Here is a 12,416-nt window from a genome sequence, read left to right as displayed (position 1 = left end):
CAGATCTGATGTGATGGGCCGTCGGCGACGAATCAGCGGTACTCGTCGTCGTTGGCGCTGTAGAAGTGGGAGCCGTCGAACCCGGGAACCGAATCCTTGAGCGACAAGCCCATCTCCGTCAGCTTGTCCTTCACCTCATCCACTGACTTCTGACCGAAGTTGCGGATGTTCATGAGCTGCGTCTCGGAAAGCGAGACGAGTTCGCTGACGTTGTTGATGCCCTCGCGCTTGAGGCAGTTGTACGACCGCACCGAGAGCTCGAGGTCCTCGATGGGCATGGAGAGCTCGGAGCTCAGCACGGCGTCGACCGGTGCCGGGCCGATCTCGATGCCCTCCGCCTGGTTGTTCAGCTCGCGGGCGAGACCGAACAGCTCGGTGAGGGTGCGGCCCGCCGAGGCGATGGCGTCGCGCGGGCTGATGGCCGGCTTGGTCTCCACGTCGACCACGAGACGGTCGAAGTCGGTGCGCTCACCGGCACGCGTGGCTTCCACGCGGTAGGTGACCTTGAGCACCGGCGAGTAGATCGAGTCGATCGGGATCTGACCGGCCTCGCTGTACTCGTTGCGGTTCTGCTGGGCAGACACGTAGCCGCGACCGCGCTCGATCGTGAGCTCGACCTCGAATCGGGCGTTCTCGTTGAGCGTGGCGATCACGAGCTCGGGGTTATGGATCTCCACACCCGCCGGAGCCGAGATGTCGGCCGCCGTGACCTCGCCGGATCCGGTCTTGCGCAGGTACGCGGTGATCGGCTCGTCGTGCTCGCTGGAGACCACGAGGCCCTTGATGTTGAGGATGATCTCGGTGACATCCTCCTTCACGCCCGGGATGGTCGTGAACTCGTGCAGCACGCCGTCGATGCGGATGCTCGTGACAGCCGCGCCCGGGATGGACGACAGCAGCGTGCGGCGGAGGGAGTTCCCGAGCGTGTATCCGAAGCCCGGCTCGAGCGGCTCGATCACGAACCGCGAGCGGAACTCCGAGATGTTCTCTTCGGTGAGCGTGGGGCGCTGTGCGATGAGCACTATTGATTCCTTTCGGCTAAGCGTCCGCTATATGACGCTTGCTCTGTACAGGTATTGAGTTATGCGCGGTGGAGCTCGAAGCGAAGGCCATTTCCGGCCTTCGCCGCGACCCCAGCGCCGAGGCCCGTCTCGGGCCTCGGTTCGCTAGGACGCTTCACGCTCGATTAGACGCGACGGCGCTTCGGCGGGCGGCAACCGTTGTGCGCCTGCGGCGTCACGTCGTTGATCGACCCCACCTCGAGGCCGGCTGCCTGAAGCGAACGGATCGCGGTCTCGCGGCCCGATCCCGGACCCTTCACGAAGACGTCGACCTTCTTCATGCCGTGCTCCTGCGCCTGGCGGGCGGCCGACTCGGCTGCCAGCTGCGCGGCGAACGGCGTGGACTTGCGGGAGCCCTTGAAGCCGACCCCACCGGAGGACGCCCAACTGATCACGGCGCCGTTGGTGTCGGTGATCGAGACGATCGTGTTGTTGAACGTCGACTTGATGTGGGCCTGGCCCACGGCGATGTTCTTCTTTTCCTTCTTGCGCGGCTTGCGAGCGGCCGTCTTGGGTGCTGCCATGTTTTCCTACTCCTGAGATCTCGAAGCGCTGGCGGAGGCCTAGCGGGCCTTCTTCTTGCCGGCGACGGTGCGCTTCGGTCCCTTGCGGGTGCGCGCGTTGGTCTTGGTGCGCTGTCCGCGCACGGGAAGGCCGCGGCGGTGGCGCAGGCCCTGGTACGAACCGATCTCGACCTTGCGGCGGATGTCGGCTGCAACCTCGCGGCGCAGGTCACCCTCCACCTTGTAATTGCCCTCGATGTAGTCGCGAAGTGCGACGAGCTGGTCGTCGGTGAGATCCTTCACGCGGATGTCGCCCGAGATGTCGGTGGCCTTCAGCGTCTCAAGGGCGCGGGTGCGGCCGATGCCGTAGATGTAGGTGAGGGAGACCTCCACGCGCTTTTCGCGCGGGATGTCAACGCCTGCCAGACGTGCCATGAGTGGCTTCTCCTGTAATGAGTGGAGGTGTGGAACAGCGCCGGTGCCCGGGCCTCCTACCCGAGGTGTCCCCCACATTCGTGGGTTCTGGTGCTGCTGTTTCTTCGCGATGTTGAGTTATGGACCGGATGCTGCGCATCCGGAAGTCGTTCGCTCTACCTCTGCTGTGTTCTACGAGGCGCTGCTCATTGAGATCGCTCTGCGGTCTCAATCAAAAGCACTGCCGCGAAAGCGCCACAGGCAGCGGCAGGGCTCAACCCTGGCGCTGCTTGTGGCGCGGGTTCGACGAGCAGATGACCATCACGCGGCCGTTGCGGCGGATGACGCGGCAGTGCTCGCAGATGGGCTTGACGGAGGGGTTGACCTTCATGAGAGTGAATTCCTTATCGCTGTCGTCGTGCACCACGACGGGCGGATGCTGAAACGCATGCCGTCGTGGGCCGTTACTTTTCGACGCCGATTTACTTGTAGCGGTAGACGATGCGGCCACGGGTGAGGTCGTAGGGGCTCAGCTCCACGATCACGCGATCCTCGGGGAGGATGCGGATGTAGTGCTGACGCATCTTGCCCGAGATGTGGGCCAGAACCTTGTGTCCGTTGGTGAGCTCGACGCGGAACATCGCGTTGGGCAACGCCTCGACCACAGATCCCTCGATCTCGATAACGCCGTCTTTTTTGGCCATAGCCTCACTATCGCTTCAGGCACATCGGTGCCGGTCGTGCGGTGGATGGATGGCGCCTGATCGACCCTCGGGATCACCCTCGGGAGCGCACCGCGAAACGGGTGCAAGACACCAAAGATCAATCCTAGGCCATCAGGACGCACTTCGCCACTCGGGGTCCGCGTGGCATCCTGTGCGACGCCCGCCGAGACCCTATGATTCCGGGCCGTCTGCTGCCGACCGCCGATGCGCTCAGTTGTCGCGAGCGAGCAGCGCCGCGTTCATGGCGCGCGTCAGCTCCAGGTCGACCGGTACCTCCGTGCCGTCGACGTGGGTGATCGGAGCCGCGAGCCGCACGCTGGAGACCAGCCACGCGGCATCCGCTCGAGCGAGATCGGATGCCGGAACCAGGGCTTCTTCGGTGCTGAGCCCGCGCGCCTCGGCGAACGCGAAGACGCTCAGCTGGCTGGTGCCAGGAAGGATGCCGATGTCCGTGCGCGGCGTCACGATGCGGTCTCCGAAGCGGAGGATGACGGTCGACGTCGGCGCCTCCATGACGTAACCGTCCGAGGTGACGAAGACCGCGTCATCCGCTCCCCGACGATGCGCCTCGCGCTTCGCCGCCATGTTCACGGCGTACGAGAGCGTCTTCGCACCTGCGAGCAGCCACGGAGCACGCTGGGCGACGTCGCTCGCATACCCGCGGTCGAGCGTGACCACCCGGATGCCCGTCTCACGCTCCGCGAAGTCACCGTCCGCTTCGGCCGCGACGATCCAGCCGGTCGGTGTTCCCGTGCCCTCGATGCCGCGGGTCAGGACGATCTTGAGTCCGCCCTGCCGCTGGGTGGAGAGGGACGCCGCCGCGACCGTGATGGCATGCCGCCACTGCGCCTCATGCGGAACCGGCAGGTCGAGCAGCTGTGCGGAATTCGCCAGACGCTTCAGGTGCGCGTCCAGCGCCTGTGGATGACCGTCGATGACCCCGATCGTCTCGAAGACCCCATCTCCGCGCGACGGACCGAGGTCGCGCACGTCGAGGGTGAGGGTCCCGGCGTCGACGCGGTGAACGGTGTCGGCAACAACGGCAGACGAGTCGGACGGCAGAACGTCCAGCATGAAGACGGGCACCTGATGAGCCTACGACGCACCCGCTCTTCGCTTCACCGGCGACCGTTGCAGCCGCCGCCGTTCGGGACGCGTCGGTGCAGCACCGGACATGTCCGCAGGCCTCGCTTTGTCCTGCTCCGTGGCGGCATGTCGAAGCTCGGGCGCGCCGATTCAGTCGCCGGTGAGGTTCCGGCTACGCCGGTCGCACCGGCGTGATGCCGAACTGCTTCAGACCCGCGGCACCGCCGTCGTGCGCGGTGAGCACCCAGATGCCGTCCTTGTGCACGGCGACGGAGTGCTCCCAGTGCGCGGCCGACGAGCCGTCCTCTGTCGCGACGGTCCAGCCGTCGTCGCGCACGTACGTGTCGGGCGATCCGGTCACGACCATGGGCTCGATGGCGACCACGAGGCCGGGACGAACCTCTGGCCCCTTCTGGCGCACGCTGTAGTTGAACACGGGCGGGGCCTCGTGCATGCGGCGTCCGATCCCGTGGCCGATGTAGTCCGTGAGGATGCCGTACTCGCCCTGCGAGAGGATGTACGCCTCGATCGCGTCCCCCACCTCGTTCAGATGGGAGGCCCGCGACAGTGCCGCGATACCGTGCCACAGCGACTGCTCGGTCACCTCGTTGAGTGCCCTCCGCTCCGCGACCAGGTCCGGACGAGCCGGATCGTCCAGCACCACGGTGAACGCGGCGTCCCCGTTCCAGCCGTTCAGGATCGCCCCCGAGTCGATGGACAGGATGTCGCCTGCGCCCAGCATCCGCGCACCTGGGATGCCGTGCACGACCTCGTCGTTCACCGACGCGCAGACGGTGTGCCGGTACGCGGGCTCCAGCTTGAAGTTGGACTTGCCACCGCGAGCCTCGATCGCCCGTTCAGCGAGCGCATCGAGCTCCAGGGTCGTCACTCCAGGACCCACAGCTGCGCGCACGGCGTCGAGACTGTCCGCCGTGGCGAGCCCCGGCTCCAGCATGAGCCTCAGCTGCGCTGGCGACTTGTAGATCGAACGCCGAATTCCTGGCACGATCGTCTCTCCTCACTGAAGGCACGCGAGAGCACGCTCGGCGCGGTCGGTCGCGGAAGGTCTTGCGGGTCAGGCCGCTGCGGTGTCGCCGGCCTCACCGATGCCACGCGACGAGAGCGCGTCGCGGATGCGACCCGCGACCTCGTCAACGGTACCGATGCCGTCCACCTCGACGAGGAGACCGCGCTCGCGGTACACGTCGATGATGGGTGCCGTCTGCGCGATGTACACGTTCTGACGGTGCCGGATCGCCTCTTCGGTGTCGTCGGCACGCCCCTGCTCGTGCGCACGATGGGTCAGGCGGCGAACGAGCTCGTCCTGGTCCGCGGTAAGGCGCACGACAGCCTCGAGCTTGCCGTCGGAGGCCAGCAGTTCGTCGAGGAAGCGCACCTGTTCCAGCGTGCGGGGGTATCCGTCGAGCAGGAAGCCCTTGGCGGCATCCGGCTCGGAGAGACGATGCGCGACCAGTTCGTTGGTGAGGTCGTCGGGAACGTAGTCACCGGCATCCACGATCGCCTTCACGCGCACGCCCAGCTCGGTCTTGTGCGTGATGTGGTAGCGGAAGATGTCGCCCGTTGAGATGGCCGGGATGCCGAACGCGTCGGCGATGTACGTCGCCTGCGTCCCCTTGCCGGACCCGGGAGGGCCCACGATCAGGAGGCGCGCTCCACGGTCCCGGTTCTTCTCCACGTGCGAATCCGTCAACGGAGCAACCCTTCGTAATGCCTTTGCTGCAGTTGCGAGTCGATCTGCTTGACCGTCTCGAGCCCGACACCAACGATGATCAGGATCGAGGTGCCACCGAACATGAAGTTCTGGCTGGTGCCGAGCAGCGCGAACGCCACCAGCGGGATGAGGGCGACGATCGCCAAGTAGATCGATCCGGGAAGCGTGATGCGCGTCAACACGTAGTCGAGGTACTCGGCGGTCGGACGGCCGGCCCGGATGCCCGGGATGAAGCCGCCGTACTTCTTCATGTTGTCGGCGACCTCTTCGGGGTTGAAGGTGATCGCGACGTAGAAGTAGGTGAACCCGATGATCAGCAGCGCGTAGATCAGCATGTACAGCGGATGGTCGCCCTTGGTCAGGTAGGTCGTGATCCAGGTGACCCAGGGGGCTGGCTCCTTGCCGGCGGCCGGCTGGTTGAACTGCGCGATGAGTGCAGGCAGGTACAACAGGCTCGAGGCGAAGATCACCGGGATGACACCGGCCATGTTCACCTTGATCGGGATGTAGGTGTTGTTGCCTCCGTAGGTGCGACGTCCCACCATCCGCTTCGCATATTGCACGGGGATGCGACGCTGCGACTGCTCGACGAACACGACCGCCGCCACGATGAAGAGGCCGATCACGATCACGACCAGGAAGATCTCGAAGCCGGAGGTCTGCTCGACCGCCCAGAGCGACGTGGGGAACTGCGCGGCGATCGAGGTGAAGATCAGCAGCGACATTCCGTTGCCGATGCCCTTCTCGGTCACAAGCTCGCCGAGCCACATGATGAGGCCGGTACCGGCGGTCATGGTGACGACCATGAGGAGAACGGCGTACCACGAGTCGTCCGTGATGAGCTGCGAGCACTGCGACGTGCTGTTCGAGCCGAAGAGAGCGCCGCTGCGAGCCACCGTGATGAGAGTCGTGGACTGCAGAACGCCAAGGGCGATCGTGAGGTAACGGGTGTACTGAGTCAGCTTCGACTGACCCGCCTGGCCCTCCTTGTAGAGAGCCTCGAAGTGCGGAATGACGACCCGCAGCAGCTGGACGATGATCGATGCCGTGATGTACGGCATGATGCCCAGCGCGAAGATGGAGAGCTTCAGCAGCGCGCCGCCGCTGAACAGGTTGACCAGCTCGTAGAGGCCGGTCGTGCCCTGGTTGGCCGCGAGGCACGCCTGCACGTTGCTGAAGTCGACGAACGGGGCGGGAATGAACGAGCCCAGTCGGAACAGCGCGATGACCGCAAGCGTGAAGCCGATCTTCTTGCGAAGATCCGGGGTGCGGAGGATCCGCACGACGGCGTTGAACAAGTGACGTCCTGCTTTCCGGTAAGGAGTCGGGCCGGGGGCCTGAGTGGCCACCCGACCCGACTACTTTACGGGGTGTTTCCGGATGCCTCGCATCCGCTGGCCCCGAGGGCTACTTGACAGAGCCCCCGGCTGCCACGATCTTCTGCTCGGCGGAGCCGGAGACCTTGTCGACGGCCACGTTCAGCTTGACGGCGATGTCGCCGCCGCCCAGAACCTTGACCTTCTCGTTCTTGCGCACCGCGCCCTTGGCGACGAGGTCGCTCACGGTCACGTCGCCGCCCGAGGGGTACAGCTCGGCGAGCTTCTCGAGGTTGACCACCTGGTACTCGACGCGGAACGGGTTCTTGAACCCGCGCAGCTTCGGGGACCGCATGTGGAACGGCAGCTGGCCACCCTGGAAGCCCGGACGCACCTGGTAGCGCGCCTTCGTTCCCTTGGTACCGCGGCCGGCGGTCTTACCCTTCGAACCCTCACCGCGACCGACGCGGGTGCGGTCCTTCTTGGAACCGGCAGCCGGACGGAGGTGGTGCACCTTGAGAACCTGCGGACGCGAAACCACGTCGGCAGTGTCCTTCTTCTTCGCAGCGCCGGCCTTGGAGGCCGCCGCGCTCGACGTTGCGGCCTTGTCGGCCGCAACAGACTGCCGGGTCGACTTCGCAGGCGCCTTGGCTTCGGACGACTTCTTGTCGTCCTTGGCCGCAGCTGCCTTCGATGCGGTCGCCTTGGCGGTGGTCGCCTTCGCGGCCGGCGCCTTCTTCTCGGCGGCCGGCTTCGCGGCAGCCTTCTTCTCGGCGGCGGGTGCGGCCGCGGCCTTCACGGCCTCGTCCTTCTTCTCGTCAGCCATTAGTCGATCTCCTCAACCTTCACCAGGTGGGCGACGGTTTTGACGTATCCGCGGTTCTGCGGGGTGTCCTCGCGGACGACGACGTCACCGATGCGCTTCAGACCCAGGCTGCGAAGCGTGTCGCGCTGGTTCTGCTTCTCACTCACTTTGGACTTGATCTGGGTCACCTTGAGGTGCGCCATTATGCACCAGCCTTCGCGGTCCTGGCGGCCTCTGCCGCCTGTGCCTCCGCGCGCACCAGGCGAGCGGGTGCGACCTCGTCGAAGTCGAGACCACGGCGGGCTGCCACGGCACGAGGCTCCTCGAGCTGCTTCAGCGCCTCGACGGTCGCGTGCACGATGTTGATGGTGTTCGACGAACCGAGCGACTTGCTCAGCACGTCGTGGATGCCTGCGCACTCCAGCACGGCACGCACCGGGCCACCGGCGATGACACCGGTACCGGCACCGGCCGGACGCAGGAGCACGACACCGGCAGCGGCCTCGCCCTGCACCGGGTGCGGGATCGTGCTGCCGACGCGAGGCACGCGGAAGAAGTTCTTCTTCGCCTCTTCGACACCCTTCGAGATCGCCAGCGGGACCTCGCGGGCCTTGCCGTATCCGACACCCACCAGGCCGTTGCCGTCGCCCACCACGACCAGCGCGGTGAAGCTGAAGCGACGACCGCCCTTGACCACCTTCGAGACGCGGTTGATGGTCACGACGCGCTCGAGGAACTGGCTCTTGTCGGCGTCGCGGCCACCACGGTCACGGCCCTGATTGCGGTCACGACCGCCACGGCGGCCATCGCGACCGTCACGGGCGTCGCGGCTCGTGGTGTCGGTGCCGGCCGCGGTCTCCACGGGCTTCTCAGCAGTCGTCTGCTCGGCGGCCACGTCCTGCTCCTTCTTGTTCTCGTTGTCGCTCACAGGTTCAGCCCACCTTCCCGGGCTCCCTCGGCGATAGCCGCGACCCGACCTGCGTACTTGTTGCCGCCGCGGTCGAACACGACCTCGTCGATGCCTGCCTGCTTGGCGCGCTCTGCGACCAGCTCGCCGACCTTGCGGGCCTTGGCGGTCTTGTCACCGTCGAACGCGCGCAGGTCTGCTTCGAGAGTCGACGCCGAGGCCAGCGTGTGGCCCTGGGCGTCGTCGACGACCTGGACGAAGACGTGACGCGCGGAGCGGGTCACGACCAGACGCGGACGCGCAGCCGTGCCGACGACCTTCTTGCGAAGGCGTGCGTGTCGGCGGTCGCGTGCCGCTGACTTGCTCTTGACGCTCATGCTTACTTACCAGCCTTTCCGGCCTTGCGACGGACGACCTCGCCTGCGTAGCGGATGCCCTTGCCCTTGTACGGTTCCGGCTTCTTGATCTTGCGGATGTTCGCAGCGGTCTCGCCGACGGCTTGCTTGTCGATGCCTGCGACCGTGACCTTGTTGTTGCCCTCGACCGTGAGCGTGATGCCCGCGGGCGGCTCGACCGTCACCGGGTGCGAGAAACCGAGCGCGAACTCGATGGACGAGCCCTTCTGCGCGACACGGTAACCCGTACCGACGATCTCGAGGCCCTTGGAGTAGCCCTGGGTGACGCCGATGATCTGGTTGTTGATCAGCGTGCGGGTCAGGCCGTGCAGCGAACGCGAGGTGCGCTCGTCGTCCGGACGGGTGACCAGCACCTGGCCCTCTTCCAGCTTGACCTGGATGGGCTGGGCCACGGTGAGCGACAGCTCGCCCTTCGGGCCCTTGACGGTCACTGCCTGGCCGTCGACCTTGACGTCGACGCCGGCAGGAATGTCGATGGGGAGTCTTCCGATTCGGGACATCTTGCTACCACACGTAGGCGAGGACTTCCCCGCCGACGCCCTTCTTCTCGGCCTCGCGGTCCGTGAGGAGACCGGAGGAGGTGGACAGGATGGCGACGCCGAGGCCGCCGAGCACGCGAGGCAGCTCGGTGGACTTCGCGTAGACGCGCAGTCCCGGCTTGGAGACGCGCTTGATGCCCGCGATGGAACGCTCGCGGTTCGGGCCGAACTTGAGGTCCAGCGTCAGGGTCTGACCGACCCGTGCGTCGCTGACCTTCCAGCCCGAGATGTATCCCTCGTTCTTGAGGATTTCGGCGATGTTCGCCTTCAGCTTCGAGTTCGGCATCGACACGGTGTCGTGGTATGCCGAGTTCGCATTGCGCAGTCTGGTCAGCATGTCTGCGACCGGATCTGTCATGGTCATGGGTTGTTTCCTTCGTTCACCTGGTTTCGCCGACCTTTACAAGAGCGGCGACCATCGATGGTCTGGCGACCGGACGGCCGTCAGTGGGTGGCCGGGCGGACCGGAATCCGCCCGGCCGTCTTCACTCAGTCGTTCGACTTGAACGGGAAGCCGAGCGCCTTGAGCAGCGCACGACCCTCGTCATCCGTCTCCGCGGTGGTGACGACTGTGATGTCGAAACCGCGGACACGGTCGATCTTGTCCTGGTCGATCTCGTGGAAGATGGACTGCTCCTGCACGCCGAACGTGTAGTTGCCGTGACCGTCGAACTGGCGGTCCGAGAGGCCGCGGAAGTCGCGGATGCGCGGCAGCGCGAGCGACAGCAGGCGGTCCAGGAACTCCCAGGCGCGGTCGCCGCGGAGCGTGACGTGGGCACCGATCGGCTGACCCTCGCGCAGCTTGAACTGTGCGATGGACTTGCGAGCCTTGGTGACCTGCGGCTTCTGACCCGTGATCTTGGTGAGATCGGCGATCGCACCGTCGATGATCTTGCCGTCGCGAGCGGCGTCACCGACACCGGTGTTCACGACGACCTTCACGAGGCCGGGAACCTGGTGCACGTTGGAGTAGCCGAACTGCTCCTTCAGCGCCGCAGCGATCTCGTTCTTGTACTTCTGCTTGAGGCGCGGCTGGATCTTGCCAGCCGGCGCAGCAGTTGCGGTGTCGGTCATTACAGGTCCTTACCTGACTTCTTGGCGTAACGGACGCGCACGGTCTTGGTCACGCCGTCCTTCGTCACCTTCTCCTCGCGGAAACCCACGCGGGTCGGCTTCTTGGTCTCCGGGTCCACCAGCGCCACGTTGGACACGTGGATCGGCGCCTCGTGCGTCTCAAGACCACCGGTCTTGGAACCGCGCTGGGTCTGGCCGACCTTCACGTGCTTCGTGACGTAGTTCACGCCCTCGACGACGACTCGGTTCGTCTCGACCAGCACCTCGATGACGCGACCCTGCTTGCCGCGGTCTCCGCCGCGGGCCTGGGTTGCCCCCGAGATGACCTGGACCAGGTCGCCCTTCTTGATGTTCGCCATGGACTAGATCACCTCCGGCGCCAGCGAGATGATCTTCATGAACTTCTTGTCGCGCAGCTCGCGACCGACGGGCCCGAAGATGCGCGTTCCGCGCGGGTCGCCGTCGTTCTTCAAGATCACCGCGGCGTTCTCGTCGAACTTGATGTACGAGCCGTCTGCACGGCGCGTCTCCTTCACGGTGCGGACGATGACCGCCTTGACGACATCGCCCTTCTTCACGTTTCCACCGGGGATGGCGTCCTTGACGGTCGCCACGATGGTGTCGCCGAGACCGGCGTACTTGCGCTTCGAACCACCGAGAACGCGGATCGTGAGCAACTCCTTGGCGCCGGTGTTGTCGGCCACCTTGAGTCGGGATTCCTGCTGAATCACTTCTCTAACTCCTTGTCACAAGCAAGCCGGCGGCTTACTTGGCCTTCTCGAGGATCTCGACCAGGCGCCAGCGCTTCGTGGCGCTGTACGGGCGGGTCTCGCTGATGATCACGAGGTCGCCGATGCCTGCGGTGTTGGCCTCGTCGTGCACCTTCACCTTGGTGGTGCGGCGGATGACCTTGCCGTACAGCGGGTGCTTCACGCGGTCCTCGACCTCGACGACGATGGTCTTGTCCATCTTGTCGCTGACGACGTAGCCGCGGCGAGTCTTGCGGTATCCGCGGGCGTTGACGTCCTTGACGTCGTGCGCGGCGTGCTCGTGACCGGCCGGAGCGGCGGTCTCAGCCTGTGCCTTGGTGGCAGCCATTACTCCGCCTCCTCCTTCGTCTCGGTCTCGGCCTCGGCGGCCTCGGCCTTCTTGCTGGTCTTCTTCGCGGCCTTGGCGGGAGCCTCGACCGGGGCCGGCGTCGCACGGATGCCGAGCTCGCGCTCGCGGATCACCGTGTAGATGCGGGCGATGTCGCGCTTGACGGCGCGCAGACGGCCGTGGCTCTCGAGCTGGCCGGTTGCCGACTGGAAGCGCAGGTTGAACAGCTCTTCCTTGGCCTTCTTCAGTTCATCGACGAGCTTCTCGTCGTCGAAGGTGTCGAGCTCAGCGGGAGCGAGCTCCTTGGATCCGATCGCCATTACGCGTCGCCCTCCTCGCGCTTGATGATGCGTGCCTTGAGGGGCAGCTTGTGGATGGCACGGGTGAGTGCCTCGCGGGCCAGCGTCTCGTCGACGCCGGCGACCTCGAAGAGCACACGGCCCGGCTTGACATTGGCGACCCACCACTCGGGCGAACCCTTACCGGAACCCATGCGGGTTTCGGCCGGCTTCTTCGTGAGCGGACGGTCGGGGTAGATGTTGATCCACACCTTGCCGCCACGCTTGATGTGACGCGTCATGGCGATACGAGCGGACTCGATCTGACGGTTCGTCACGTAAGCGGGGGTCAGGGCCTGGATGCCGAACTCGCCGAAGCTGACCTTCGTGCCACCGGTCGCCTGGCCGCTACGGCCGGGATGGTGCTGCTTGCGGTGCTTGACTCTGCGGGGAATCAACATG

21 protein-coding genes are annotated in these 12,416 nt (G+C 65.6%); all 21 read right to left on the bottom strand.

The window, feature by feature from the left end; genetic code table 11:
- Positions 1-32: 32 nt before the first annotated feature.
- The 21 genes from ACX9R5_RS07010 to rplP all read right to left on the bottom strand — a co-directional run bounded on the left by ACX9R5_RS07010 (position 33) and on the right by rplP (position 12,415).
- Positions 33-1,022 carry a DNA-directed RNA polymerase subunit alpha gene (locus tag ACX9R5_RS07010; RefSeq protein WP_459408269.1) on the bottom strand — a complete coding sequence of 330 codons (990 nt, stop codon included), beginning with the start codon at positions 1,020-1,022 and terminating at the stop codon, positions 33-35.
- A 164-nt stretch (positions 1,023-1,186) separates the two neighbouring features.
- Positions 1,187-1,585, bottom strand: a complete 399-nt coding sequence (rpsK, locus tag ACX9R5_RS07005) for a 30S ribosomal protein S11 (RefSeq protein ID WP_170024924.1) — start codon at positions 1,583-1,585, stop codon at positions 1,187-1,189.
- A 39-nt stretch (positions 1,586-1,624) separates the two neighbouring features.
- Positions 1,625-1,999, bottom strand: a complete 375-nt coding sequence (gene rpsM / locus ACX9R5_RS07000; protein WP_459408268.1) for a 30S ribosomal protein S13 — start codon at positions 1,997-1,999, stop codon at positions 1,625-1,627.
- Between the two features lie 253 nt (positions 2,000-2,252).
- Entirely contained in the window at positions 2,253-2,369 is a 117-nt protein-coding gene (rpmJ, locus tag ACX9R5_RS06995; protein WP_022900911.1) for a 50S ribosomal protein L36, read from the bottom strand.
- Positions 2,370-2,460: 91 nt separating this feature from the next.
- A complete protein-coding gene (gene infA / locus ACX9R5_RS06990) occupies positions 2,461-2,682 on the bottom strand; it encodes a translation initiation factor IF-1 (protein WP_021759551.1) in 222 nt (73 codons plus the stop codon).
- Between the two features lie 231 nt (positions 2,683-2,913).
- Entirely contained in the window at positions 2,914-3,789 is an 876-nt protein-coding gene (locus ACX9R5_RS06985) for an aminodeoxychorismate lyase (RefSeq protein ID WP_459408267.1), read from the bottom strand.
- A gap of 172 nt (positions 3,790-3,961) precedes the next feature.
- The gene (map, locus tag ACX9R5_RS06980; RefSeq protein ID WP_459408266.1) at positions 3,962-4,795 is read right to left on the bottom strand and encodes a type I methionyl aminopeptidase; all 834 of its coding nucleotides are present in this window, start codon (positions 4,793-4,795) and stop codon (positions 3,962-3,964) included.
- A 69-nt stretch (positions 4,796-4,864) separates the two neighbouring features.
- Complete coding sequence (locus ACX9R5_RS06975) at positions 4,865-5,485, bottom strand: adenylate kinase (RefSeq protein WP_459408265.1); 621 nt, start codon at positions 5,483-5,485, stop codon at positions 4,865-4,867.
- An 11-nt stretch (positions 5,486-5,496) separates the two neighbouring features.
- The gene (gene secY / locus ACX9R5_RS06970) at positions 5,497-6,819 is read right to left on the bottom strand and encodes a preprotein translocase subunit SecY (RefSeq protein WP_459408264.1); all 1,323 of its coding nucleotides are present in this window, start codon (positions 6,817-6,819) and stop codon (positions 5,497-5,499) included.
- Positions 6,820-6,928: 109 nt separating this feature from the next.
- A complete protein-coding gene (gene rplO, locus ACX9R5_RS06965; protein WP_459408263.1) occupies positions 6,929-7,663 on the bottom strand; it encodes a 50S ribosomal protein L15 in 735 nt (244 codons plus the stop codon).
- Positions 7,663-7,845, bottom strand: a complete 183-nt coding sequence (gene rpmD, locus ACX9R5_RS06960) for a 50S ribosomal protein L30 (RefSeq protein WP_459408262.1) — start codon at positions 7,843-7,845, stop codon at positions 7,663-7,665. The genes rplO and rpmD overlap by 1 nt, the downstream gene beginning before the upstream one ends.
- Entirely contained in the window at positions 7,845-8,570 is a 726-nt protein-coding gene (gene rpsE, locus ACX9R5_RS06955; RefSeq protein ID WP_170024930.1) for a 30S ribosomal protein S5, read from the bottom strand. The genes rpmD and rpsE overlap by 1 nt, the downstream gene beginning before the upstream one ends.
- Positions 8,567-8,926 carry a 50S ribosomal protein L18 gene (gene rplR, locus ACX9R5_RS06950; protein WP_170024931.1) on the bottom strand — a complete coding sequence of 120 codons (360 nt, stop codon included), beginning with the start codon at positions 8,924-8,926 and terminating at the stop codon, positions 8,567-8,569. The genes rpsE and rplR overlap by 4 nt, the downstream gene beginning before the upstream one ends.
- A 2-nt stretch (positions 8,927-8,928) precedes the next feature.
- A complete protein-coding gene (gene rplF, locus ACX9R5_RS06945; protein WP_459408261.1) occupies positions 8,929-9,465 on the bottom strand; it encodes a 50S ribosomal protein L6 in 537 nt (178 codons plus the stop codon).
- A 4-nt stretch (positions 9,466-9,469) separates the two neighbouring features.
- Positions 9,470-9,868, bottom strand: a complete 399-nt coding sequence (gene rpsH, locus ACX9R5_RS06940) for a 30S ribosomal protein S8 (RefSeq protein ID WP_170024933.1) — start codon at positions 9,866-9,868, stop codon at positions 9,470-9,472.
- A 125-nt stretch (positions 9,869-9,993) separates the two neighbouring features.
- A complete protein-coding gene (gene rplE / locus ACX9R5_RS06935) occupies positions 9,994-10,578 on the bottom strand; it encodes a 50S ribosomal protein L5 (RefSeq protein ID WP_459408260.1) in 585 nt (194 codons plus the stop codon).
- The gene (rplX, locus tag ACX9R5_RS06930; RefSeq protein ID WP_459408259.1) at positions 10,578-10,937 is read right to left on the bottom strand and encodes a 50S ribosomal protein L24; all 360 of its coding nucleotides are present in this window, start codon (positions 10,935-10,937) and stop codon (positions 10,578-10,580) included. Before rplX ends, rplE begins: the two co-directional genes overlap by 1 nt.
- A 3-nt stretch (positions 10,938-10,940) precedes the next feature.
- Positions 10,941-11,309 carry a 50S ribosomal protein L14 gene (gene rplN, locus ACX9R5_RS06925; RefSeq protein ID WP_170024936.1) on the bottom strand — a complete coding sequence of 123 codons (369 nt, stop codon included), beginning with the start codon at positions 11,307-11,309 and terminating at the stop codon, positions 10,941-10,943.
- A 34-nt stretch (positions 11,310-11,343) separates the two neighbouring features.
- Positions 11,344-11,676: a 30S ribosomal protein S17 gene (rpsQ, locus tag ACX9R5_RS06920; RefSeq protein ID WP_459408258.1), complete on the bottom strand. Its 333-nt coding sequence runs from the start codon at positions 11,674-11,676 to the stop codon at positions 11,344-11,346.
- Positions 11,676-11,996 carry a 50S ribosomal protein L29 gene (gene rpmC, locus ACX9R5_RS06915; protein WP_459408257.1) on the bottom strand — a complete coding sequence of 107 codons (321 nt, stop codon included), beginning with the start codon at positions 11,994-11,996 and terminating at the stop codon, positions 11,676-11,678. The genes rpsQ and rpmC overlap by 1 nt, the downstream gene beginning before the upstream one ends.
- Positions 11,996-12,415, bottom strand: a complete 420-nt coding sequence (gene rplP, locus ACX9R5_RS06910; protein ID WP_378145191.1) for a 50S ribosomal protein L16 — start codon at positions 12,413-12,415, stop codon at positions 11,996-11,998. Before rplP ends, rpmC begins: the two co-directional genes overlap by 1 nt.
- Position 12,416: the final 1 nt, after the last annotated feature.

This window comes from Rathayibacter sp. CAU 1779, assembly GCF_054551755.1.
Note: the sequence above shows the minus strand (reverse complement) of the source record. Positions and strands in the feature narration are given on the sequence as shown.